The following is a 26,535-nucleotide window of genomic DNA, read 5'->3' as shown; positions in this document are numbered from 1 at the left end:
AATAACGCACAGAGGTATTATTTCATAGAATTAGATTTGGTCTTTAGCAAACATTCTTGTTACTATTTTTGATTTATGGAATTTCATCAGAAACAGTAAGAATTGAAACAGAGTTATAGTGCCAACTCACCCAATGATTGCTTGCAAGATAATAGATACCGCAATAGATAGGAAGATAAACGCGGCTTGATAAATAAGAACTGTATTCATTGACTTGCTGTTGGTGCTTGAGCAAGGAACCCTCATCTTCTTTGCCTGTTTTAAAATCAATAATCCAGCGTTTGCCTTGATCTTCGAAAGTACGATCAATAATGCGGGTAATGGGGATATTTTTTTGTTCTACTAATAATTCATATTCATTTAGCTCTTGCTGATGTTTGGCAATAATCCATGAACCTGTTGGATCTTCAAACAGGCTGGTAATCTGCTTTTGGATTGTTTGTAATGCATCAAGTTGCATTTTTTCATCAAATCCTAATTTCCTTAATTCATAACGAGGTAAATTCCAGGGAACTTCAGCTATTGTTTCTGGGTGATGATCACAAATCCAGTGTAATAACCGATGTGTTATGATACCGATTAATCGAGGAATACTGGTTGCTAAAGATGTAGTTGATGTATTGGTATTAAAGAGAACATCGGTTTTTGGACTGAGATAATAATGGAGTGGTAAACGTTGCAGTTTAGGTAACGATAACTTTTCTTCTTCGGTGAGACATGTTGTTTCATCGTCGATAAATTCTTGCTGTTTAAGAAGACTGCGGAATGAACTTTTCGACGATTTTTCAGAGTAATCCATTAAATACAAGCGCGATTTTGCCCGTGTTACGGCTACATATAATAATCGCTGTGCTTCATAACGACTTTTAACTTCATCTAATTGAGTAAGATAATCATACAACGCACAATGTTCTTGGTGTGCCGCGTGTATCGGTGACATCAATAATAAATTGCCATGTTTTTGGGTCGGTAAGTTAAGCCAGCGTAACATGGGCTTATCTCCATGATTCGCTTGTGCTCCCAACCCTGGTAATAAAATGGTATCAAATTCTAAACCCTTAGATTTATGGATTGTCATCACGTGTAAACGAGAGGAGTTTGCTTGCTGTGAATAGAGTTTCTTAAGTTCTATGAGAAACTCTTTCATATCTGGCAAACGGCCATCTTCCTCATAACGATCGAGTAGGGTCCAGAATTGTTCAAGATCATTGAGTTGGCTTTCATTCAGAATATTATTTATGTGCAATTTTTTTAAAGTATGAATCACCCATGAGGAAAGTTGGGTCTCATATCTTTGGGTTAATGCCTGGTGCATTACACGAATTAAAAAACCAGCTCGGACGCTACCTTCTTCACTTATTCCCTGAATTTTATTAAGGTTTAATAAAGCAAAATAAATAGACTTTTTAGTATTAAAGCGAGCTATAGCATGAATATCTGGTAAAGACAAACCGCAATAAGGACTACGCAGAACTGCAAGCCATGAAAGGCGATTGGCTGGAGCTAATAAAGCTTGGGTTAATGACCACGCATCCCGCAAATGACTAAGATGAGTCAGTAACGTGATATCAGTACCTTGATAGGGAATTTGATGCTGGCGCAACAAACGAATAATTGTACTCAATTGTGTTCTTGAGCGAACCAAGATGGCAATGCTTTGATGAGGATAGGCTTGCAACTCATGTTGAATGAATTGAATAAGTTTTTGTGCTTCTTGTTCACGGTTTTTAAATTTTAGGGCATAAATAGCGCTATTCTCTTTATTTTTAATGACATTAACGCTAGGATGAAATGGAACTGCTCCAGATTCTATATCAATTTGTGCCGGGAAAATGTGTGTAAAGTGCTTATTGACCCAATCAACAATAGTTTGTGTGGATCGAAAATTACAGCTTAATTCAAGCGGGTGAAGTTTGACTGATCCTATACCTTGTTCTTTAGCCTTAAAAAATAATCCTACTTCTGCTTGCCTGAAGCGGTAGATAGATTGCATGGGATCACCAACAATAAAAAGAGTTTTACCATCACCTTCCTGCCAGCCATGCACTAATTTAGTTAACAATTCAAATTGAGTAATTGATGTATCTTGAAATTCATCGACTAAAATGTGATGAAGTGTATTATCTAAATATAATGCTAAATCAGTAGGATTATCTGCATCGCCTAATGCAGCTAAAGCTTGTTGGGATATGGTGGTAAAATCAACTTCATTCTTTTCACTGAATAATACGTGTAAATGACCTACAAGAAGAGGTAGCAATAAAAATAAGGCTTGTAATACCCCCCATTGTTCCGGATCGTATTGTGGATTGGGTAATTTGCTTACTTGGATTAATGCCTCAAGAAAATCAGGATATTCATTAAGTTCACTTAATAGTTCTTTGCTTGCATTTTTTAATTTTTTATATTCCTCAGGAGAACAAGAGCTACTTAGAAGCCCCACATGATGATCGAAACTTTTACGAAAATTAGCGTCATTTGTAAGGAGCAACTTGCTTAAAGCTGTTGCCATCTCTTGATTTGTTTGTTCAAAATCATACCAATCTCTAAGTAGGTAACGAGGAGAGTCGGGATTATTTTCTATGAGCGCCAATTGGCGCGCATTTTTAGTTAATTCGTTGGCTATATGTTGAGGTACGCTTTTTTTGAAACGGTTTAATTCATGCTGTTCTATAATTTTCAATGCATGTTCAAAAGTTGCTTTTTCTTGGGCACGTGCTTGAAATAGAGGTACAATCCATTGCTCCCTTTGAGATAAAAGTTCACTAAATAAATCAAGTAATCGATCTTGGCGGTTATCAACATGCAATAAAAGAGTTTTTATTGCTTCTTGGTAGTGCGGTGTTACCAGTGCATATTGGATACAATGCCGGCCGGCATTTAAATAGTGACTGCTCGTTTTATCAGTAATTTGTGCGTAGGCAATTTGTTTTTCCAATAAAGGAATTGCCTGATTGATGCTTTGACATAAAGAATCAATAGTAATAACTCTTAATCGACTAGGCTGTTGTAATAAGTTCCAGTGATAATGAGCATCAAAATGAAGCGCTTTATGAGCAAAATCTAATGTCATTTGCTGATGCGGGCTATTGGCTGGTTGATGATTTGCTGCTTGCTGTAGTGCAAATAGAATACGCTCCCGCATTTCACTTGCTGCTTTGCGAGTAAAGGTTAATGCAACAATTTGTTCAGGAGCTTTTACAGTGCTTAATAGCCGTAAATAACGTTGAGTCAGTATTTCCGTTTTTCCCGAGCCTGCGGGAGCTTGAACGATAAAGGATAAAGAAGGATCAGTGGCGTGGCATCGTTGAGCACTATCGACTAACATGGTATTTCCCAAAATGCAGTCAGGGTGAAGCGAACCCCCAAATCTACATTTAAACCTGGGCTTCGCTTCGCTGCACCCAGGCTACATGTTTATTCTAAAACAATTTCCTGTGCAGGTGGACGCAGGTTGTAATGTGAGCTCATGCAACGTCCATAGGCTCCAGTATTGGCAATTAATAACACATCACCTTCTTCTGTTACAGGTAATAAACGATCATAGCCTAGAGTATCCCCAGATTCGCAGATAGGGCCTACTATATGAGAGAATCCAGCTTTTTCTTCATATAATCGACTTAAGTTTACAATTTCATGATAAGCGCCATATAAAGAAGGTCGAATTAAAGAGTTCATTCCTGTTTCTATACCAATAAATTTAACTTTGCCTTTTTCTTTGCATTGAGTGACCTTAGCTAAAATGACACCGCTTTCTGCAACAAAAAAACGACCGGGTTCAAGCCAGATTTTAATTTGTGGATAGCGAGATTTTACTGCCATAAGTAAGGCATCCAAATTTGCGAAATCTAATGGTTGTTGTCCAGGTTTTTCAACTACACCTAAGCCGCCCCCTAAGTTGATGGATTTTGCTTGTGGAAATTGTTCAGTGAGCGAGGCAAGCATAGATGCAGTTTGTTGCCAGAGTTCCGGCGTAAGAATTCCACTACCTGAATGTGCATGCAAGCCGACCACTTGAATATTATTTTTTTGGGTCAATGCTACAATTTGATCTATGTCGTTTTGAGTGATGCCAAATTTTGATTCATTTCCACCTGTTGATACATGTTTATGATGACCTGCTCCAGTGCCAGGATCAATACGGATAATGACTTCTCGATTTTTAAATAATTCAGGCCAATGTTCAAGAGGGTATAAACTATCTATAGTAATATAACAGCCTATGTTTAATGCATATTCATACTCTGTTTTCGGGGCAAAATTAGGTGTAAATAAAATTCGTTTTTTATCTATATTGGGGAATAGCTCCAATACTCTATCTATTTCTTGAATCGAAACACATTCAAAGCCAATTCCTTCTTTTTCCATGGTGTTTAAAATAGCAGGGTGAGGATTTGCTTTAATCGCATAAAACAATGCATCAATCGCTTTTAAGGCTAGTAGTTGTTTCGCTTTGGCAGCTTGAGTTGGGTTATGATAGACATAACAAGGTGAGTTTGAGCTGGCAATAGTAAGTAAGCGATCACGATCCTTTTCCCACCAAGGTATAGTACGAACAACAGGGTTGCCAAACTCTTCATGCCAACTTTTAGAGTAATAGAAGATTTGTGGATTATTTTCTATGAGTAAATGATGTAGTTTTTGACATAATTGATTTGCTTGAGACTCATCGACAACAAACGTTAAGTTTAAATCATTCGAAGCAAGTGACATCAAATAGACTTGTTTTGCTTCAAAGACTTCTAATGCTGGACCAAGTTGCGGCAGTACTGTTCTAATGTGGTGCCCTACAAGGCTTACTGCGCTGCATGGCTCAATGAGTTTTGCACGTCCAAACTGATTTAATTCTGCTAATAAAGCATTAATGGCGGGGCGATCGTGTATCTTACTGTTTATATCTAAGGACAATGTAACATTAAATTCAGAAGACGAAAGTAGATCTACCGAGAAACCATGGTGCTTAAAAGCTGTAAATACATCTGATAAAAATCCAACTTGTTGCCACATATGTAAAGTATCTATGGAAATCAATAAGATACTGTTTTTAATCTGTATCGATTTAATCAATGGGGCTGTTTCATCAATATCTTTAGTGATAAGCGTCCCAGAGTGCCCCGGCAATTGTGTAAACTTGACCGACATCGGAATATTAGCTCGTCGAACGGGGGGGATACAATTAGGATGGAGTACTTTAGCCCCCATCGTAGCAATTTCTTGTGCCTCATCATAATTTAATTTTTTTAATAAACGGGCTTGGGGTAGTTGATGAGGATTGGCCGTATAAATTCCAGGAACATCCGTCCATATTTCACAGGACGCGGCTTGTAATTTAGCTGCGAGCAATGCTGCGGAAGTATCAGAGCCTCCTCGTCCTAATAATACAGTTTCTCCTTGAGGATTTGCAGCAAAAAAGCCTTGAGTGATAATCGCTTGAGCACCAGTGGCGATAAATTTTTCTACCAATTCAGGAGAATATTCACTTTCGCACCGCGCAGTGAGGTAATTTGCTGTGTCTCCGTCAGGAAATGGGGTACTAATTAAGAGCTCGCGTGCATCGTACCATTGGCAACGAATTCCTTGTTTTTCCAAAAACGCATGTCCAAGACGTGTCATCATGAGCTCTCCCATGCTTAAAATTTGCGCATGAGTTTTTGCAGGAGCTTGTTTTAATAAAGCGATACCAGTAAGCCATTGCTCAAGTTGATGTAGGTCTTGAGTAATTAACTCAGGATTGACTTCCAGCTGTTCGGCAAGATGAAGATGTCCTTTACGAATCTCAGCCAAGATACTTTGATGCTCATTAATTAATGCTGCATCTATGGCTTTTTCAAGCTTATTTGAAATTTGTGTTAATGCAGAGCATACAATAACGGGTTGTACCCCAGAGCTCATATGTTTTTGCGTAATTGACGCAATACTATCCCAAGTGTTGCGAGTGGAAACACTTGTTCCTCCAAATTTAGTGACTATTTGCCGCATCGTATTTTTCCGCACAAAATTAATACACATTAGCATGGACGGGAGTCTTAACACAAGTACTACACTTTTATAATTTAGATCTTCAAGCGATGAAATCCATTAATAATCCATTGTGATCTTAATTGATCCATTATGAGCCAATATTAATTTCCTCTTGAATATAATAGGAAAAAAGTATTTTTAATGGTATGAAAACAGAGTACACTCGGTTCCAGCGGACATTTATTTGATTTTTGAGGCATAATATTTAAGGAGTTCAGGAGTGAAAAATATGCACAAACCTTTAAGAACACTAGTGAGTTCGGCTGTGATTGGTGTTCTGGCTACTGGTGTGACGCATGCAGCTGGGTTCTCATTGTATGGAGAAAGTGCTGGATATACTACTGGTAACTATGCAGCTGGTGCTGCAGCAGAGGCAGCTGATGCATCGACAGGTTGGTATAACCCTGCAGGTTTAGCATTACTTCGTGAACAACAACTGGTGTTTGGTGGCGTAGGTATATTTCCAACTTTAAAACTCAATGGAACGAGTACGTTTACTACTGCTACCGGTTTACCTGCACCTTTTCCTCCTGCTATTGAATATGTACAAGATTTTGAAGGAGTGAGTGGGGCTTATAGTGCGTTTGTCCCTTCATTTCATTATGCTCTTCCTGTAGGTGAGCGTACTACTTTTGGTTTAAGTGTTACTGCCCCATATGGTTTGGCTACTGACTGGTCACCTTATTCGCCTGTTCGTTATGCAGCAACTTATACTGAAGTATTAACTACTAATATTTCCCCTGAATTAGGTACTCGGCTTACAGAGCATTTTGCATTGGGTGCAGGTCTTGATATGCAATGGTCTCGTGTCAAATTCAATCAAATGGTTGGTGCACCGACTCTTTTTACGGCCCTCGATGAAAATCCTTATACCGTTGATTCTTTAAGTTACAATAAAGGCTCGTCTTGGGGCGTTGGCTTCCATGTGGGTGTGATGGGGATATTTAATGACAACCACACGCGAATTGGTATTAATTATCAATCCAGAGTAAGGCATGTTTTCTATGGACATAGCCGTTTATCCGGAATATTAGCCAATAATGATTTCTTCTTAGTTCAGCCGGCGTTGCCTCCCTCTACATCTCGCCAGAATGATGATTTATTCAGTAATCCACAAGAATTTCCTGATGTACTTACTCTAAGTGCCTATCAAGATATAAATCAAAAATTGGCTTTGTTAGGGTCAGTTGTTTATACTGGATGGGGAGTTTTTAAAGAAATTCAATTGAATAATGTTGCGGCCCCAAATATAGGCGCGTTGCCACCTTTTGAAGTTACCCAGGCGAATGTTAATCTTAATGTACCGCAAAATTTTCATGATGCGTGGCGTGTAGCAATTGGTGCAAATTATCATGTTAATCCAAAGTTGATGTTGCGTGTGGGGGGAGGGTATGACCAAACTCCTACAAATAATACAGATAGAAACATTCGTTTACCTGATGTGGATCGTTGGGCTATTGCAGTCGGAGCTCATTATCAATGGCGACCTAATATTGGTGTCGATATTGGATATACTCATTTATTTGCAGGTAGTAATCCAAGTATTGATGCTACGCAAGCATTACCGCCCACTTCTGCATACACAGTAGATGCTGATGGTGGCAGCTTCAGCGCAGATTTAGTAGGCGCTCAATTAACATGGATTATTGATAAAATTCCTGAGGCACCAACAAAGTAAATTTTGAGTGCAATAGAGTTTGTTGACATCCAAAAGCCACGTTCAGTGGCTTTTTTAATATCTTTAACTAAGAAAACTTCTATTTGTGTTTTTAGGTGGTTTTTGAATTACTGTTTAAACAGGATAGCATCTGTTCAGGGGGTATGCTTGTCTCTTGGTGAAAGGCTGAATTTTTGCGCAAGATATGCCAAATGCAGATTTTCGGTGCATGAGGCAGGAACGCTTAATGACGTCATGTAACTTAAGTACGGGTAGCCCGGATTAGGCAAAGCTGTCCGAGAATTTTGTACCCCGCCTTCTCCCGGATTATGGCTTTGCCTAATCCGGGCTACAGAAAAATAGGAATCAGTGGATGTTATTACGTGAATTCTTCCAACAGATAAAATATTAAGGTAATTTGGTAATGCTTGCTTCACCAGGGCCATTGATTACAAGATGATACCCATTATTTGTTAATTCTTTTGGAGTTATGTCACCGGAATTAAGATTTAATGTAAGCGTACCTACCTCTATAGGGTTGGGGGTATTAGTGGCCATTTTAATTAGGGCAGTGCATTTTTTATCGGGGCTAGTATATCCATAACATGCCAATTTTACGAGATTCCAATATACCTTTTGGGTTATATTAGCAGCCGTTGGATAAGGAGAAGCTACAATACCTCCTATATAAGCATTTGATTCTTCAGAAGTATAATTATGAGTGATTAAATACTCAGGAGCTGCAAAAGCGGTTGCAGCACTTAAACTTAAAATGACTGCTGAAAAACCTTTAAAAATTAAATTCATTATCTCTTTTTCTCCATTAAATAATTGGTTGAAAGCTACTAGCATCCTAAAAATCAATAACTTTTAAACCCGTTCGTCTTCCTACATTTTTATCTAAAAAATGCAGTTGTACCGAAGGCACTGTGGCGTATTGAATCTCAAACAGCCCGCGTTGTATGATTTAACTGCATCTTTTAGGTTAGGATGCTCCATGAGTATATCGTAAAATAATTTAGTGTCTATCTATAGAATCCCTGATTGAGTAATTGTGCGATGTCTTTAGCAAAATAAGAGATAATAAAATCTGCTCCAGCACGCTTTATCGCAATCAGGCTTTCCACCATTGCTTGTTCTTCATTAATGAGCTTATTTTGTGCTGCTATTTTAATCATGGAGTATTCACCACTTACTTGATAAGCACATAAGGGTACCTCTGGAAAATGTTGTTTCATTTTAGCGATGACGTCTAGGTAAAATCCAGCTGGTTTTACCATAATCATATCTGCTCCTTCATCAAGATCCAGAGTGGTTTCTCTAATGGCTTCAGTACTATTAGCAGGATCCATTTGATATGCTTTGCGATCGCCAAATTGGGGGGCTCCTTGAGCAGCCTCTCTAAAAGGTCCATAAAGACAGGAACAGTATTTAGCGCTATAACTTAAAATGGGAATATGTTGATATCCATGAGTATCGAGTGCTTGGCGAATGGCATTGACCATTCCATCAGTCATTCCACTGGGTGCTACCCAATCTGCTCCAGCTTTAGCGTGGCTTACAGCTTGTTTTGCTAGAAAATCTAAAGTCTTATCTGTATCAATGCATTCTCCCTTAAGAACACCACAATGGCCATGATCAGTATATTCACAAAAACAGAGGTCAGTAATGATTAATAGTTCTTTATTAATAGTCCGAATTTTTCTTATTGCTTGTTGAATAATTCCTTCATCATTAAAAGATTCACTGCCAAAAGCATCTTTGTGTTTGGGAATACCAAACAGTAATACGGCAGGAATGCCTAAGCTGCTAATTAATTCAATTTCTTGGGGAATGCAATTGAGACTTAATTGAAATTGGCCAGGCATAGCATGAATCGCTTGGGGTTCATTAAGTTGTTCATTAATAAATAATGGTGCAATAAACTGTTGGGGATGGAGTCGTGTTTCTTTGATTAAAGCACGAGACATGGGGCTACTTCTTAAGCGAGTTAATCTTAATGGAATATTGTAATCGGTCATGGAATGAATCCTCGTCTCTTAGGGTATCAGAAGACCCTATCTTTTTTTATTAGAAATATTTTTTTTCTTGGAAGTATATAAAACATCAATAGCGCTACTTGTATCACTATTGCTTATTTGGATACTAAAAAATTTGTTGAGCATGTATCTTAGGGTCAAAATATTTGTATCGGTTTGTGACAGACCAATATTATAACTTAAATAGAGTCGTTTCGAGAGTGATTTCCCTACCATAAAAGAAGTACTGTCACTTGCAGTATTGTTTAATTGATTATAATTTGTATTGGTTTGTACATTAAAATCAATGCCTGCGCTTTGTTTCAGCTGTTCTAAAAGTCGAAGGCTGTTCGTATTACCGCTAAGACTCATGGAGGTTATAGCTGTTAAAAGTAATTGTGCTCCAGCTTTGTTGGCTTGATTCGCTGGACGACCAAGAATAAGCATAGACAAAATATCTGCTTGTGAAAGAACAGCAGGCTCAGAGAATAATTGAATTTTGGGTTGGGTTAGGCGTCCTGTTACTTCTACACCTAAAGTCATTGTTTCACCATAATTGATATTTTGGAGATTGGTGCTATTAAAATCTAAAAGCTGGCTTGAACTGGAAAAAGTTGTTGGTGTTGTGTTGATTTTTTTTACGGCACGAACATTAATTCCCGGGTTGTTAATGAGCCCACCGGTAAAAATTAACTGTCCTTGTTTTATTGCTAATTCTTGACCATATGCTTTATAGGTACCCTCCCTAATCGATAATTCGCCATACGCATTAAGGGATCCTTCCTGTAATTGTTTTGTATGAAGTGTTCCATCTAAAAAGCCTTTTAATCCTTTAACATTGACTGCAACTTCTTTACCCATTTCAATGGCAATATCCATGCTGTTGAGAAAAATAACAGGAGAAGTGGGGTTTTCTTTGCGCTTATAAACTACATCATCGGGTAATGAAATACTGTTGTGAAAAGTTCGCGGCTTAATCTCAGCATAAGGAATTAGAACAGTGCCAGAGAGTGCGCGTATCGTGGGTGTTACATGAAGACTAAGTTTTGGAGAAATATGAATTTGATATTCACTGGTATTAATAAGGGGGAAATCATTACCTTCTAGGGTAAGCTCTCCGGTAAACTGACTGCTTAATGTACCTTTTCCTGCAAGGGCTAGATGATGGCCAGCAGATATGATGGATCCAGTGGCTTCCCAAGATTTTTCTGTACCATGAACATTAAGTTCTAAGGTATCCAAGTTGAGTCCGAACTTAGGTAAAGAAAAACTTGCTTTGCTAAGTATTAATTGACTTTCGATTTGTCTTTTCTTCACTGTACCTTTTACGTTTAATGCAAGGGTCAATTGCCCCTTTAGTTTATTCATTTCAGGACTTATTTTGTTTAAAAAGTCTAATGAATTTATATCTAATGATAATTTGCCATTTATAGGTTGATTATCAGAGAGGCCAGTATTAAGAGCAAATTTAGGTAATTGAAATTCCATGTTTAAGTTTTTATGTTCATCAACAACTAAAATCCCTGTGCCTTCAAGTTTTGCAGGAGAAAGTGTGACTTTTATTGTTCCTCCTTTGAAGTGAAGTACAGGAATAGTGTTGTTATTCGGTTCATGATAAAAACCTGGGCTTATAGTGAGTAATAAATTCCCTTGATTTTTAGCTGTGATTTTACCTTTAGTGGATAGGTTGGTGTATAAAACAATATCTTGAGATAATGAAGGTTGAGGTTGTGTTAGGCTCGCATCAAAAGTCCATTGCCAGGGGATAGTGCCGTTAATTTTCGCGTCCATGGTCCAATCACTCTTCAATGCTGTCATAACTTTGGCATTCAAATTCATTTGTAGATTAGGTAAGATCCCTGTCGCAATTACTGTTCCTTTTTTGCTTTTTATTAGGGGTTTTTTTTCATTTTCCCATTGTAAATCATGCCATTGAGCAGTGAGTCGTTGATTTTCTTGCAAGGAATGAGGATTCCATTGAACATTTAATTGTTTTATTGTTATTTTAAGCGAATTATTTTGATACTCGATTTCCCCTACCGTAAAATTATTGATTAGGCTGCCTTCAACATGTTGCATTTTCAGGGTGCCGGGGATGTAAAAGCGGCTTAATTGAATCATACATATTAAACCTGGCGTAGTAGCAAATAAAAAAACAACAATTAAACCCAGTATGAGGAGTAGTGAAAGAGTAAAATTTAATGTTTTTACGAGCACTCGGATCATAAATCGGGCCCCATACTAATCACTAATCGAGGACTATTACTATCACGTTGCCATCGATGATTGATGGCTTGAGCTAACCCCACTTTAATTGGGCCTATGGGAGAAACCCACATCAAACCACCACCTGCATCATAATAACTTTTCATTGGATTCGGATTATAAATGGCACCAGCATCATAAAAAACAACAAGATACCAATTTTTTTTCGTTTCTTTTTGAATCTCAAAACCCGCGTAGCTAATTATTCTACTTGGTCCTATTGAGTTAAAGCTATAGGCTTTTAAATTATCAGTTCCCCCCAAAAGTAATGCAAGCGATAAAGGTTGTTGCTCGATGTTGTTGATTGCAATAAAGCCTTGAATGGCATGCCCATAAAGTCGTAAACGCCAGGGTTCTATTCGTATCGCAGCCTTTGCATCCAATGACGTTTGAGCGTAATTAATTGTAGATAAAGCAATTTTATTAGCGGCAAGACCGTTAATGGTGATGTTATAACCCGAAGGAGAAAAGAGAAGATCTTTTGTTTTGCTAAAGGTCAAAGTTGCTTTAGGATAAAATAAAAATTGCTTTGTATCATGTTGTAAGGCGTAATGGAAACCTTCGTATAAGGTGTTGAGCGATAAAGTACGTTGATAGTTTTTTACACGATGTTGTTGTGCAAGTGATACAAGAAATGAATTACTATAACCTGCACTGTAGTTTAAATTTGAAAAATTACCGGTAAGCGTATATTGATCCGTTACAGGATTTTGGCCGGGAATAACATATTGAGCTTGCAATGCATTTTGTACAAAAGATCCCTGAGCTAACAGATTAAATTTATGTCCCTGGCGATTTACTGGAACTACATGCAAAGCAGCTCGACCACGGACACCAGTATCAGTTCCATAGCCTGCACCTAAAGTATAAGAATATTTAGACACGGGTTCAGTATGGATTTGAATAGGAACGGAGGAGTTTTCTGAAATCTGTGGTTTCACGAGTACAGAGCTAAAATAGCCACTGTTGGATAACTCGTTATTTAATTGAAGTATCTGATCCGCTGAATACACTTGGCCTGGATGAAAAGGCACAAAACGATGTAATAACTTAGGATTAATATAGGTAGGATCAAATTGAACTTGTCCAAAATAATAAAGCTGGCCCGTATCAAGAATCAGAGTAATTTCTGCTGTGTAATTTTCTTCATCAATTAAAATTTCATTTTTCTGAAAACGGGCATGTAAATAGCCCTGATTTTCTGCTGTATCAATAAGCTTTAGTTTAGTTTGTTCATATTGTTCTGTGAAAAGAGGAGTATGCTGCATTAAAGGTACATTTTTTATTACTTCACGTAGTGCTGGATTTTGTGCTCCTTCGCCTACCAGCTCGATCCTGATTTTTGAAATCATGATTTGCGGGCCAGGATGGATGGTAACTATCAAATTTTGTGCAGTTGGTCTTTGAATAACAACATCTGCCTTAAAATAGCCAAAGGGTTGGATTGCTTGTAGAACTTGCTCTCGTAAATCTTCTAAGCTGAATTGAGCAAGGGGTTTTAATTTCTGTAATTCCTGCAAACGTTTTTCAACATTAGCCTCTACTTTTCCGGAAACCCCATGAAGTGTAATAGATATTGGATCACTACTATCTTTGGCAAAGAGTACAAAACAAGTCATGAGGAGTATCAGAGAGATGAGTTTTTTCACGATAGTCTCGGTACCTGTTTCACCAAAAATATCTCCAATTTGCAGACAAAATCTAAGAATATACAGCTATATGTCAATTGTTTCCATGTTTTTGAATCGGTAAATTAAATCAAGGGCTTCTCGAGCAGTCAGACGATCCGGATCAAGTTGGGCGAGCTCTTGTAGAATAGGTGGGCGAGGATGCATTTGGATTTTTGGTTGTGCTTGAGAGGCGGGGAGGTCTGTTTGCATCTGTTTGAGATGTGCATGAGCAATTTTTAAAACTTCAGTAGGTATGCCTGCAAGCTCTGCTACTTCTAAGCCATAACTTCGATTTGCATAACCAGGTTCAACACGATATAAAAAAACAATACGTCCAGTATCTAATGATGCCTGTAAGTGAACATTGCGAATACAAGGCCATTGTTGTGGTAGATTGGTTAATTCAAAGTAATGGGTGGAAAATAAAGTATAAGCTTTTATGGTTGTCGCCAGATAAGTACAACTGGCATAAGCTAGAGCCATACCATCATAAGTACTTGTGCCACGGCCAATTTCATCAATTAGCACTAAGCTTTGATGTGTAGCCTGTCTCAAAATTTGTGCTGTTTCCGTCATTTCTACCATAAATGTAGAGTGCCCCGATGCTAAATCATCACTTGCGCCAATACGTGTAAAAATTCTGTCTATTGGACCTAAAGTTACAGCTGCAGCAGAGACGAAACTACCGATATGTGCTAAAAGAACAATTAGGGCAGTTTGACGCATATAGGTTGATTTGCCCCCCATATTAGGCCCTGTAATCAATAAGATGTTTTGTGATGGATCAAGATATAAATCATTCGCAATAAAGCGTTCTTGCAACAAATATTCGATCACAGGATGGCGACCTGCCTTAATGGAAATTTGTGATTTAGGTATAAGTTTTGGGCAAGACCAATTGAAGCTTTGTGCTCGTTCGGCAAGCGTTGTCAGTACATCCAGTTGTGCTAACGTTTGTGCTAGATGGCTTAGCTCATTGATATTTTTTTGAATTTCTAAGAGTAAATGCTCATAAAGCCATTTTTCGCGTGCTAATGCTTTAACTTGTGCTGATAATACTTTTTCTTCAAATTGTTTTAATTCTGGAGTGATATATCGTTCTACATTCTTTAAAGTTTGTTTTCGGTGATAATGTGGGGGCACTTTTTCTGCTTGAGTTTTAGAAAGCTCAATGTAATAACCCTGGACGTTATTAAAACCAAATTTCAAAGTAGATAAACCAGTCTGCTGTTTTTCTTGTTGTTCTAAATGAATTAATTTTTCATTAGCACGTGTGCTTAACATTCTTAATTCATCGAGTTCTTCATCAAAACCTGCGGCAATGACTCCACCATCACGAATTAACACGGGTGGATTTTCAATGATTGCTGAGGAGAGTAATTCTTGCAGCTCTGGTAATGGCCTTAAATATTTTTTTAATTGGGTTATAAGTGTACTCTGGTTGTTTGCTAGCGCCGTACTAAGCTCTGGCAGTAACGCTAAAGTGTTATTTAAGACAAATAAATCACGAGGACGAGCCGATTTTAAAGCAATACGGGAGACAATTCGTTCTACATCACAAATTTGCTTGAGTAAATGATTGAATACAGGGGTTTGTTGTAACTTAATAATTTCTTCAATAGCTTGTTGGCGTTCTTGGATAAGTTCATGTTGTTTGAGCGGTCTTCCAAGCCAGCGCTTTAGTAAACGACTGCCCATGGAACAGGCTGTTTTATCTAAGATAGAAATTAAACTGTTTTCCTGACTGCCGCTGATATTTTCAAATAATTCTAAATGTTTTTGTGTTGCGGCATCGAGTTGTAAATAATCATGGGTATTTTCAAGCGTAATCGTTGTTAGGTGAGGCAGAGCTTGTTTTTGTGTGGTGTGCAAATAAGACAATAAAGTTCCTGCTGCTACTAAAGCGGTAGGGTAGTCGTGCTCACCAAAAGCAGAAAGATCATTTACTGAAAATTGCTCGCATAAGAGTTTTTTGGCACTCTCAAATTGAAACTCCCAACCAGGCCTTAATTTAACCGGAAAATTAGAACAATATTCTTCTAAGGGAGAGTTCTCTTGTAAAAGCAATTCTGCGGGTTGTAGTCTTGTCAGTTCCGCACTAAGCTGATTACTTTGAGTGAGTTCTAATAAATGAAAGCGACCACCACTTAGATCTACCCATGCTAGACCAATTTTTTGTTTTTGCTGATGAACCGCTAAAAGTAAGTTATCTTTCTTAGCATCTAAAAGGGCTTCATCAACGACTGTACCAGGAGTAATAATACGAGTAACTTGTCGTTCAACAGGTCCTTTACTTGTTGCTGGGTCGCCTATTTGTTCGCAAATGGCGACTGATTCTCCCTTTTTGATGAGCCTGGCTAAATAGTTCTCTATTGCATGATAAGGAACACCTGCCATAGGAATAGGCTTGTCTGCAGATTGACCACGATGAGTTAAAGTAAGATCTAATAACTGGGAGGCGCGTTTCGCATCATCAAAAAAAAGTTCATAAAAATCCCCCATACGATAAAGTAAAAGCATATCTGGATATTCTGATTTGATGCGTAAATACTGCTGCATCATGGGGGTATGAGAAGTTGCCATAAACATTTTGCTTTAATTAAAGTATGGTGAGTTTAACAAAATCATGTGAGATAGAGTAGGGGTGTTTTTATTTTGAAGAAATGAATTACATCTATAAAAAGCGAATAGAAAAGGAACTGAAGTATGTTATTCTTAGTGGGTTAAAAAGATGAGTGTAATGGATGAAGCGGTTAAAAAAGAGTTTACTTATTGTTTATCGATATCTGGCGAAACAAACAGAAGATGCAAGTCACCAAATTACATTATTTGGCATTGTGATGATGATCAACTATCCGTTATTTGGTGTTTTTTGGAAATTTGAAAGTTTTCAACTGAGTGAAGAGTTTTGCTTGCGGCTTATTGCTACTTTTCTTTGTGCCTGTTTGGCTGTAAATCGATTTTGGCCGCGTTCCTTATTGAAATGGTTACCTATTTTTTGGTATCTCGTTTTATTATTTTGTTTGCCTTATTTCTTTTGCTATTTAACACTTATCAATCATTGTTCTACGTTGTGGTTAATGAATTGTGTTTCTGCTATTTTTTTTCTTTTATTGGTAACGAGTGCTTTAGGATCTCTTATTCTCATTTTTGGAGGATGCGGGCTTGCATTTTTTTCTTATTCTCTAACCCATCGCGTTATGGAATATATACCAGGTACTATTTCATTATTTAGTCTATCGATGACATGCATTGCCGCAGTCGTGATTGGTGTTTTGTTCGCGCGGGATAGAGAAATTATTATTGCAGGTCGTCTTTCAGGAATGCGGATGTTGGCGAGTAGTATTGCACATGATCTGCGTACCCCATTAGCCAGTATTTATTTGCAAGCCGAATTACAGGGAATTATTTTGAATAAAATTAAAAATTCAGAGATACGAAAAGATTTACAAGAAAGTTTAAATAAGATTACCCGTGGGATAGAAACAAGTAATCGTATCATTAGTATGCAGTTAAGTAATATACGTCATAATAAGTTCAATACAAGTAATTTTAATATTTATCCAATCCATAATTTAATTGAAAGAGCTGTTGAGGATTACCCATTAAAAGAAACTCAAAAATCGCTCATTCATGTTAATTATGAGAATAACTTCTCCATTTGGTTAGAAGAGTTAGCGTTTAAGAATCTCCTATGGAATTTATTAAAAAATAGTCTTGAATACATTGAAGAAACAGGTAAAGGTATTATTTCTATTTGGTTGGAAGTTGGTATAGGAAAAGATAATTTCAATTATCTTCACGTTAAGGATACAGCTCGAGGAATATACTCTAAAAATTTCGAAAAAATATTTGGACGCTTCTATTCTGAACGTCACAATGGTACGGGTTTAGGACTAGCTTATTGTAAGTTACTGATGCAAGAGGCAGGCGGTGATATTTTTTGTAAGGGAAAATTAAACGAATTTGCTCATTTTACTGTAAAATTCCCTAAAATTGATTAGGCTCGTCGCTCTTCCTATACCTCACTACCTAAGCGTCACTTTCCACGAAAACGGGGTCTAAAAGCCCCACTCAGTCCAGATTTACCCTCTTACCTAAAAAGCAATAAATCTCGTTCGAAACTTCACTTTGCAGTATACCTTCAAGAAGCTCCCTGCTTATGCAGAGGGTGACGTTATTTGCCTATAAAGAGACGTCACCTCCTCTCAACCATCTCTTCTAAATGGCCTCTAATGAAGCTAAGGAGCACATATAATTGGATAAATTATTCCACATCTGTTGTTGGTGATTGTAGATGAAGTCAAATGATGTGACTATTTTATCAGGTGTTTTTTCCCAAATAGGTAGAATTAAGCTAAGTGTCGAATCAAAGTGTGTTACATGAGTATGTATTCTAAAAAATGTTTTTGCATGCTGACTTAATTGAATTGAGTCAGCCATTTTCATTAAATAAGGATAGTCTATATTATCAAGCCGCTCGTAGGCGGCAAAAGCAGAGATTCTTTCGTCTTCATCATGTACTGATAACCATTGCAGATGAGATTTATTAAAATTTTTCGCAAAAGCGATATAGTGAGTTTCATTAACTATTTCATCATGAATGTCTACACCACATTCTTTAGCAAAACGTTCGTAAAGCATCTCATGCGAAAAACAACTCCCCATTCCTAATTCTTCATGAATATTTTCAAGGATGATTTTTTTTGTTAATTCGTTATTGGAAAAATTAGCAATATACCAAAGAAAATTGATAAAGTGGCCTCTTAAATGATAAAAAACTGAAGCAAAAATTTTCTTTTGCTCTTTATTCCATGCCCCTGTTTTTTGTGGGTTGAATAAAGGAATTGAAGTAAGAGATTGCCGATACTTCAAATCTACTTGATGAAGAAATTGGTCTAGGGATTCAGGTGCATCAGTAATTATATGATTTGACATAATTTTATTTTTCGTTAGTGATTGCGTTATGATTAATTCGAATGAGGAGATAATACCGTATGCGCAATAGTTACGCAATTATTGACTGCTTTAAAATTCCTAAAAAGTTAGAAAAAATAACTCTGGATTCAATAACATAATCTAAGCTATTATCGGTAAATATAGTTTACAGGCAAAGGACATGTCATGTTAACTCCAAAGGATATTAAAACCATTGAGGCAGCAAAGCAAATAGTTAAGGAACGTGATCTTTCTCATGTCAAAGTTGGCTTATTTGATGTGGATGGCATAATGCGTGGTAAGTACATGAGTCGAGATAAGTTCTTTTCCGCACTTGATAATGGTTTTTCTTTTTGTAATGTAATTTTAGGCTGGGATTCCAAAGATAAACTCTATGATAATGGGACATACACTGGTTGGGACACAGGTTATCCGGATACTTTAGTACGTATTTTGCCCGAAACGTGTCGTGATCTTATTTTTGAGGAAAATCAACTTTTATTCATGGCTGAATTTGCGGGTGATGCAGAAGTCATATGTCCGCGAGCTTTACTTCGACGAGTAATTCAGAAGGCTGCTGCCATGGGGTTTGAGGCTTATGCAGCATTAGAGTATGAATTTTTTATGTTCGATGAAACACCTGAGAGTATCCGTGCTAAAGGTTTTCGTGATTTAAAACCCATCACCCCTGATTTTTTCGGTTATTCTATGCTTCGTAATAGTGTCCATGCCGATTTATATCATCAAATCCTTGAGATGGGGGAGGTCATGAATTTCCCCATTGAAAGTTTGCATGCAGAATCAGGTCCTGGAGTAATAGAGGCCGCTATCACGGTAGATAAGATTGGGGTTGCTGGGGATAAGGCAGCATTATTTAAAACCTTTATGAAGGTTTTGGCGCAGCGTAACCATAAAATGGCGACTTTTATGGCCAAATGGTCTCCCCAATATCCCGGACAAAGTGGGCACATACATCTTTCTTTACGACATAAAGAGGGGGGGAGTGCTTTTTATGATCCATCTAGGCCTCACAATATGAGCAAACTCCAGCGCCATTTTATCGCCGGACAGCAAAAACTAATACCGGAGTTACTGGCAATGGTTTCTCCCACAGTGAATAGTTTTACGCGTCTGATCCCTGGTTTTTGGGCCCCCACAAATGCTACTTGGGGTATAGAAAATAGAACTGCAGCATTAAGAGTTATCCCAGGAAATGATAAATCACAGCGCATTGAATATCGCTTGGGTTCTGCAGACGCCAATCCTTATTTGGCCTTGGCGGTAGCCTTAGGTTCTGGCTTATATGGTATTGAACAGGAGTTAGAACTTAATGCGGAAGTTAGAGGCAATTCGTATGTACAAAGTTATCAAGAAGAACAGACTTTACCGCAAACCGTTGGGGAAGCTTCTATCCGTCTTAAAGAATCAACCGTTGCTCGTTCCTTGTTTGGAGATCCGTTTGTGGAGCATTTTGCGGCTACTCGAGAATGGGAGGAGCGAGAATTTCGTCGCCACATTACTGACTGGGAATTAGATCGTTATTTTGAAATTATTTAAATATGAATTGATAGAGCGCCATCCACTAAGTTCTAGATAAGGCGCAAGTAAAGTGAGGTAAATTAAGTAAATGACTGAGCCGAGCGAACTTGCAATGATGCATAGAACTTAATGTGGTTCACTATTAATATAATTTTTTATGTTGAGCTCATGTTTGTTATTTAAGGGATCGATCAGCATGGATACACTGAAAACATTTTCTCCCATAGATAATTCTCTATATGTAGAACGAACTTTTGCAAGTGACAATGAAATTCAATATGTTCTTGATAAGGCATTAAATGTAAAAACAAGGTGGGCTGCTACAACATTTGCTGAGCGTGAAAAGTATTGTAATGCTGCTGTCGATTTTTTAGTTGCAAATAAGGAAGAGATTGCTCGCGAAATTTGTTGGCAAATGGGCAGACCAATCCGCTATGCTGTAGGGGAAATTAATGGTTTGGAGGAGCGCGCACGCTATATGATTACAGCAGCAAGTACTGCACTTGCTCCAATTACATTACCTGAAAAGTCAGGATTCATTCGCTATATTAAACGTGAATCTCTGGGCGTTTCCTTGGTTATTGCTCCTTGGAACTATCCTTACCTTACTGCTGTGAATGCAATTATCCCTGCTCTTATGGCAGGTAATGTGGTGATACTCAAACATTCCGCACAAACACCACTTGTGGCTGAGCGATTTGCTCAAGCTTTTGAAGCATCAACTCTTCCTGAAGGAGTTTTTCAATATTTACATTTGACGCATGCAGATACGGAAAAGATATTGCGTCATCCAGTGATCAACCATGTTGCTTTCACAGGTTCTGTTACTGGAGGCGAGATGGTAGAACGTGTAACCGCTGGGCGCTTTATTCAAGTAGGTTTGGAGTTAGGGGGAAAAGACCCTGCCTATGTGCGTTTTGATGCAGATATTGATCATGCGGTCGAGATACTTATGGATGGCGCATTTTTTAATTCTGGTCAATCGTGCTGTGGTATTGAGCGTATTTATGTCCATAAAGAAGTTTATCATCATTTTGTTAATAAAGCTGTAACATTTGTGAATCGATATAAACTTGGACGTCCAGATGATCCGGAAACAACCCTAGGTCCGCTCGTACGTCCTTCTGCTGCAGAATTTGTTCGTACACAAATTCAAAAGGCGCTTAAACAAGGAGCAGTAGCACATATTGACAGTCGAAATTTTGCTATGGATAAGCCGGGCTCTGCTTATATGGCTCCTCAAATTTTAACTGAAGTAAACCATAAAATGCGTGTCATGACAGAAGAGACATTTGGGCCAGTTGTTGGAATTATGTCTGTTGATAGTGATGAGGAAGCTATTGCCTTAATGAATGATAGTATTTATGGGCTAACAGCAACAGTGTTCACTAAAAACATGGAACAAGGGATTGTTCTTGGGGAACAATTGCAAACGGGAACATTTTTTATCAATCGTTGTGATTATTTAGATCCTGCTTTAGCCTGGACTGGAGTCAAAAATTCTGGGCGTGGGTGTACGTTATCTTCGCTTGGCTATGATTTACTTACCAGGCCCAAATCATTTCATATAAAGACAAGTTTTTAGAAAGGAATCAACAAATGAGTTCATTATCATTGACCGCTAATTGGAATTATCCCACTTCAATTCGCGTAGGGGCAGGGCGCATACGTGAACTTTCTGAGGCTTGTCATTTATTAGGCATTACATCTCCGTTGTTAGTTACAGATAGTTATCTTGCTCAATTATCTATCGTAGAATCAGCACTAGTGCATTGTAGAGAGTCAGGTTTACAGGTTGCCTTATTTTCAGACATAAAAGCTAACCCTACAGGTGACAATGTGATGACAGGAGTTTCAGTTTACATGAAGGGACAACATGATGGAGTGATCGCTTTGGGAGGTGGATCTGCTTTAGATACCGGTAAAGCTATTGCCTTAATGGTAGGGCAAAATCGTCCTTTATGGGATTTTGAAGATATAGGGGATAATTGGAAACAAGTAAACATTGCAAGAATAGCACCTATTATTGCTGTGCCGACTACCGCAGGGACAGGATCAGAAGTTGGACGTGCCTCTGTGATTGTTGATACTCAGCAACATCAAAAAAAGATAATTTTTCATCCTAAGATGTTGCCCAGCATAGTCATTATTGATCCTGAGCTTACGCTAACATTACCTTCTAATATTACTGCAGCAACGGGGATGGATGCATTATCACATTGTTTAGAAGCTTATTCTGCCCCAGCTTACCATCCAATGGCAGAAGGAATAGCACTAGAAGGTATACGATTAATAAAGGAGCATTTACCGCGAGTGATGCAAGATGGTAATGACATAAACTCGAGAACACACATGCTTGTCGCTTCTTTGATGGGCGCTACTGCTTTTCAGCGCGGATTAGGGGCAATGCATGCACTTGCCCATCCACTAGGTGCAATTTATGATGCCCATCATGGACGGCTAAATGCTATCTTGATGCCTTATGTATTACGAGCGAATCGGTCTCAAATTGAACATAAAATTGCGCGTTTGGCTACATATTTACACCTGGACGATGGGTTTAATGGATTTATCGATTGGGTAATACAATTACGTAGAAAGCTCGGTATTGAGCATAGCTTAGCTGAAATAGGAATTGATTCACAACATGTAACGCGTATCGCAGTAATGGCAACAGAAGATCCTTCGGCTCAAAGTAATCCTCTTATTTTTAGTGAATCACAATATAGAACTATTCTTATGGCAGCAATAAATGGGGATGAACGTCATTTGGAGACTATAGCTGTTGGATTAGCAGCAGCTCCTTAAAAATTAAAAGTCTTAGGAGAAAGCCAGCTTTAAGTGTAGGGTGAATGAAAAGGTACCAAATTTGGCTTTTCGGTAGTGATGTAGAGGATTCAGCTTGTTAAGGAGTCATCATGAATATTGGCATACTACAATGTGATCAGGTTGATCCAGGCTTACTTGCTGTACATGGTACTTACCCCGACATGTATAAGACACTGCTGCATCAGGTTGCTCCTGATTTGAATTTTACAGTCTATGATGTGCGCAATAATGAGCTTCCCAAAAGTATTGATGCAGCAGATGCATATCTCATTACGGGTAGTCGTCATGGTGTCAACGATGATTTTCCTTGGATTTACTCACTGGAAGAATTTACTCGGTGTCTTCATGATGCACGAAAAAAAGTAATAGGAGTTTGTTTTGGTCATCAACTGATTGTTAAAGCATTAGGGGGGAAAGTTATAAAATCCCCTAGAGGCTGGGGAATAGGAATGTCAGTCAACCAAATAACTCAACATAAACCTTGGATGTTTCCCACTTTAGAAAAGCTTAATCTAATTATGAGTCATCAAGATCAGGTTATAGTGACTCCTTCAGAGACAGAGGTATTGGCTACTAGTGATTTTTGTCCTTTTTATATGCTGCAGATCGGTGATAATTTTTTTACAGTGCAGGGTCACCCTGAATTTAGTAAAAATTATTTTCAATCATTACTTGAGATTCGAAAACAAAAATTTGGTAAGAAATTATACGAGCAAGGATTAAAGTCACTCCAATTAAAATGTGATGACAGAGTATTTGCTGGTTGGATTGTTAATTTTTTAAGCGGAAAATACAAGAGAGCTTCATAATTTTTTTACTATTTTTGTTGAAATATCAACAGGTCATGGTTGAATTTAAATTTATTTGCTAAAATCAAAAGGGATTCAAAAAAAATATTAAACTTATAGGGAGAATGATATGAACCGTTTAGCTTTAATTGCTGCAACAGGTTTTTTGGCATTAGCATTAACTGCATGTGGTGGGCACGACAATAAGCAGCCAACAGCAGGAGAAAATAATGCTACTACAACAACACCACCACCAGCACAAAATCAACCAGCTGGTGATCAAAATCACTAAATTCTTTAACCTGGGTGAAGGCTTTAAGCCATAACCCAGGGTAATTTAATGTCAGTTCGATATAAAATAAAGTGATTTTTTATATCGAACCGGTTTTATTTAGAACTGGATCCTGTATAAATACTGCACGTTTTACGGGATAATGTTCGTTTAGCAGCATAAAAGACATAGAAATGCCTTTTATGGCAAACTCACGTTAATTTAGGTATATTTATGAGCTCTTTTGATAAGTTAATCAAAGGAATTGCTTCGATCTTAAAAAAAAATAATTGGCAATTAGTTACAGCAGAATCATGTACTGGCGGACTTATCGCAAGTTACCTTACTGAAACTCCTGGGAGTTCAGATTGGTTTGAGCGAGGGTTTGTCACATATAGTAATTTAGCTAAAGAAGAGCAGCTTTCTGTCCCCAAATGGTTGATTGATAAATATGGTGCAGTAAGCGAACCTGTCGCTCAAGCTATGGCGACTGGCGCGCTACAACATAGTGTGGGGCATATTGCAGTGGCAGTTACAGGTATAGCTGGTCCCGACGGCGGCAGTATTGAAAAACCTGTAGGAACAGTGTGTTTTGGTTGGGCGGCTTTGGGCGTGGCACCTAAGACATTAATAAAACAGTACCCTGGTAACAGACAAGAGGTACGTTTGGCTGCGTGCCAGGAAGCCTTATCAGGTATTCTTTCCTATCTGAACAGTGACTATGGGTAGTTCCGAAAAATCTCATGATGCTACTCCTTTTATTCGTTTTATTCTTCCTGCTCAGAAAAACCATGGCTAACTTCATGAATCAATTTGCTGCTGATTCTTATCTGTGTGATAATTTTAATCTTGCGTAACTACCTGGATGACATGATGGAAGAAAATAAACAAAAAGCATTATCAGCTGCCCTGTCGCAAATTGAGCGTCAATTTGGTAAGGGATCAGTGATGCGTATGGGTGACAGCACTGTAGCTCGTGATATAGAAGCAATTTCAACAGGCTCTTTAGGATTAGATATAGCATTAGGAATTGGTGGCTTACCTAAAGGGCGTATTGTTGAAATTTATGGTCCTGAATCTTCTGGTAAAACTACTTTAACTTTACAGGTTATTGCTGAGTGTCAAAAAGTTGGTGGTACGGCTGCATTTATTGATGCAGAACATGCATTAGATCCAAGCTATGCCCAAAAACTGGGGGTTAATGTTGATGAGTTGTTGGTTTCGCAACCCGATACAGGAGAACAAGCCTTAGAGATCACCGACATGTTGGTACGTTCTGGGGCTGTAGATGTAATCATTGTTGACTCTGTTGCTGCACTTACTCCAAAAGCAGAAATTGAAGGGGAAATGGGTGATTCACATGTTGGCTTACAAGCGCGATTAATGTCGCAAGCATTACGCAAATTAACTGCTAATATTAAACGTTCTAATACTTTGGTGATTTTTATTAACCAAATTCGTATGAAAATTGGTGTTATGTTTGGTAGTCCCGAAACAACTACTGGTGGTAATGCATTAAAGTTCTACGCCTCTGTTCGTCTGGATATACGACGTATTGGTTCAATAAAGAAAGGTGAAGAGATTTTAGGAAGTGAAACCCGAGTTAAAGTAGTTAAGAATAAAGTAGCGCCACCTTTTAAAGTGACAGAATTTGATATTTTATATAATGAAGGTATTTCTCGTGAGAGTGAAATTATCAATCTGGCTGTGCAACTCAATCTTATTGAAAAGTCAGGTGCTTGGTACAGTTATAAAGGAGAGAAAATTGGCCAAGGTAAAGATAATGTACGTTTGTATTTGAAAGATCATTCTCAAGTTGCTGCAACTCTTGAGCAGCAAATTCGTACCGAGCTCCTAGAGAAAAAGCTACCTATGCTTGCAGCTACCCAAGACGAATTTGAGACTGTTGATGACTAAGGCATTTGATAGTGCTGTGCGCTTGTTAGCCAGGCGCGAGCACAGCGCGTTAGAGCTTTATGATAAATTAAAACAGAAAGGATATAGCTCGATAGAAATCAAAGAGGCCTTAGATGCATGTCAACGCATGAGTTTGCAAAATGATGGTCGTTTTGTAGAGGCATACAGTCACTTGCGCATTCGTCAGGGATACGGACCTTTAAAAATAAGTCAAGAATTAAGCAATAAAGGAATTGATAAGGAATTAATTCATCAGTTTTTGCAGCAAGAGCAAGATAATTGGTTGCAATACGCTCTAAATGTCTGGCAGAAAAAAAGTAAAGGACAACTTAATTTGTCTTTTGATGAATTGCAAAAACAGCAGCGTTTTTTGCTTTATCGTGGATTTAGTATGGATGTTATTGCTCAGGTAAAAAAAGAATTAAAAGGCACATCTTTTCTCCATGCTGGAGAAGAATCATAGTCTGGGTACAGGGCGAAGAGACACTGCCATTAACTTAAGAGCCCCGTCAATCGACGTTTTGAGGACAAGGTGCGGGGCGTAGGATAAAGATAGGTTCCTTAAATTAATGGCGTTGCGCTGCATCTGGGTTATGGTTGAAGATTAAAATTAACTCAAATT

Annotated in this window: 18 protein-coding genes; 10 read left to right on the top strand and 8 right to left on the bottom strand. The window is 38.0% G+C overall.

Features of this window, described 5'->3' with window-relative positions:
* Positions 1-73: 73 nt before the first annotated feature.
* Both DYH34_RS12265 and DYH34_RS12260 read right to left on the bottom strand, forming a co-directional pair.
* Positions 74-3,328 carry a UvrD-helicase domain-containing protein gene (locus DYH34_RS12265; RefSeq protein WP_058465524.1) on the bottom strand — a complete coding sequence of 1,085 codons (3,255 nt, stop codon included), beginning with the start codon at positions 3,326-3,328 and terminating at the stop codon, positions 74-76.
* Between the two features lie 89 nt (positions 3,329-3,417).
* Complete coding sequence (locus DYH34_RS12260) at positions 3,418-5,979, bottom strand: bifunctional aspartate kinase/diaminopimelate decarboxylase (protein WP_058465525.1); 2,562 nt, start codon at positions 5,977-5,979, stop codon at positions 3,418-3,420.
* A gap of 262 nt (positions 5,980-6,241) precedes the next feature.
* Between DYH34_RS12260 and DYH34_RS12255 the strand changes: the two genes are divergently transcribed.
* Complete coding sequence (locus DYH34_RS12255; RefSeq protein WP_058465526.1) at positions 6,242-7,699, top strand: OmpP1/FadL family transporter; 1,458 nt, start codon at positions 6,242-6,244, stop codon at positions 7,697-7,699.
* Positions 7,700-8,086: 387 nt separating this feature from the next.
* Here DYH34_RS12255 and DYH34_RS12250 read toward each other — a convergent pair whose 3' ends face one another.
* The 5 genes from DYH34_RS12250 to mutS all read right to left on the bottom strand — a co-directional run bounded on the left by DYH34_RS12250 (position 8,087) and on the right by mutS (position 16,214).
* The gene (locus DYH34_RS12250) at positions 8,087-8,485 is read right to left on the bottom strand and encodes a hypothetical protein (protein ID WP_058465848.1); all 399 of its coding nucleotides are present in this window, start codon (positions 8,483-8,485) and stop codon (positions 8,087-8,089) included.
* A gap of 218 nt (positions 8,486-8,703) precedes the next feature.
* On the bottom strand, positions 8,704-9,699 hold the full coding sequence (gene hemB, locus DYH34_RS12245; RefSeq protein WP_058465527.1) for a porphobilinogen synthase: 996 nt from the start codon (positions 9,697-9,699) through the stop codon (positions 8,704-8,706).
* Positions 9,700-9,735: 36 nt separating this feature from the next.
* A complete protein-coding gene (locus DYH34_RS12240) occupies positions 9,736-11,922 on the bottom strand; it encodes a translocation/assembly module TamB domain-containing protein (protein WP_058465528.1) in 2,187 nt (728 codons plus the stop codon).
* Positions 11,919-13,610 carry an autotransporter assembly complex protein TamA gene (locus tag DYH34_RS12235; RefSeq protein WP_058465529.1) on the bottom strand — a complete coding sequence of 564 codons (1,692 nt, stop codon included), beginning with the start codon at positions 13,608-13,610 and terminating at the stop codon, positions 11,919-11,921. Before DYH34_RS12235 ends, DYH34_RS12240 begins: the two co-directional genes overlap by 4 nt.
* A 66-nt stretch (positions 13,611-13,676) precedes the next feature.
* Entirely contained in the window at positions 13,677-16,214 is a 2,538-nt protein-coding gene (gene mutS / locus DYH34_RS12230) for a DNA mismatch repair protein MutS (protein ID WP_058465849.1), read from the bottom strand.
* A gap of 161 nt (positions 16,215-16,375) precedes the next feature.
* On the opposite strand from mutS, the gene DYH34_RS12225 reads away from it, so the two are divergent.
* Positions 16,376-17,635 carry a sensor histidine kinase gene (locus DYH34_RS12225; protein WP_058465530.1) on the top strand — a complete coding sequence of 420 codons (1,260 nt, stop codon included), beginning with the start codon at positions 16,376-16,378 and terminating at the stop codon, positions 17,633-17,635.
* Between the two features lie 217 nt (positions 17,636-17,852).
* Here the strand turns inward: DYH34_RS12225 and DYH34_RS12220 are convergent, their stop codons facing one another.
* Complete coding sequence (locus DYH34_RS12220; protein WP_058465531.1) at positions 17,853-18,569, bottom strand: iron-containing redox enzyme family protein; 717 nt, start codon at positions 18,567-18,569, stop codon at positions 17,853-17,855.
* A 186-nt stretch (positions 18,570-18,755) separates the two neighbouring features.
* On the opposite strand from DYH34_RS12220, the gene DYH34_RS12215 reads away from it, so the two are divergent.
* The 8 genes from DYH34_RS12215 (at position 18,756) to recX (ending at position 26,376) form a co-directional block, all read left to right on the top strand.
* A complete protein-coding gene (locus DYH34_RS12215; RefSeq protein WP_058465532.1) occupies positions 18,756-20,126 on the top strand; it encodes a glutamine synthetase family protein in 1,371 nt (456 codons plus the stop codon).
* A 178-nt stretch (positions 20,127-20,304) separates the two neighbouring features.
* On the top strand, positions 20,305-21,693 hold the full coding sequence (locus DYH34_RS12210; protein ID WP_058465533.1) for an aldehyde dehydrogenase family protein: 1,389 nt from the start codon (positions 20,305-20,307) through the stop codon (positions 21,691-21,693).
* A 14-nt stretch (positions 21,694-21,707) separates the two neighbouring features.
* Positions 21,708-22,916 (top strand): iron-containing alcohol dehydrogenase, encoded by a 1,209-nt coding sequence (locus tag DYH34_RS12205; RefSeq protein ID WP_058465534.1) that lies wholly within the window; start codon positions 21,708-21,710, stop codon positions 22,914-22,916.
* A gap of 110 nt (positions 22,917-23,026) precedes the next feature.
* Positions 23,027-23,746, top strand: a complete 720-nt coding sequence (locus tag DYH34_RS12200) for a glutamine amidotransferase-related protein (protein ID WP_058465535.1) — start codon at positions 23,027-23,029, stop codon at positions 23,744-23,746.
* Between the two features lie 109 nt (positions 23,747-23,855).
* Positions 23,856-24,017 (top strand): hypothetical protein, encoded by a 162-nt coding sequence (locus DYH34_RS18085; RefSeq protein ID WP_165481799.1) that lies wholly within the window; start codon positions 23,856-23,858, stop codon positions 24,015-24,017.
* Positions 24,018-24,230: 213 nt separating this feature from the next.
* Positions 24,231-24,725 carry a CinA family protein gene (locus DYH34_RS12195; RefSeq protein ID WP_058465536.1) on the top strand — a complete coding sequence of 165 codons (495 nt, stop codon included), beginning with the start codon at positions 24,231-24,233 and terminating at the stop codon, positions 24,723-24,725.
* 144 nt (positions 24,726-24,869) lie between these two features.
* Positions 24,870-25,913: a recombinase RecA gene (recA, locus tag DYH34_RS12190; protein WP_058465537.1), complete on the top strand. Its 1,044-nt coding sequence runs from the start codon at positions 24,870-24,872 to the stop codon at positions 25,911-25,913.
* Complete coding sequence (recX, locus tag DYH34_RS12185; protein WP_058465538.1) at positions 25,906-26,376, top strand: recombination regulator RecX; 471 nt, start codon at positions 25,906-25,908, stop codon at positions 26,374-26,376. The genes recA and recX overlap by 8 nt, the downstream gene beginning before the upstream one ends.
* Positions 26,377-26,535 lie beyond the last annotated feature (159 nt).

Origin of the sequence: Legionella cincinnatiensis (genome assembly GCF_900452415.1) — a bacterium.
In the GTDB taxonomy this organism is placed as follows: Bacteria; Pseudomonadota; Gammaproteobacteria; order Legionellales; family Legionellaceae; genus Legionella; species Legionella cincinnatiensis.
Note: the sequence above shows the minus strand (reverse complement) of the source record. Positions and strands in the feature narration are given on the sequence as shown.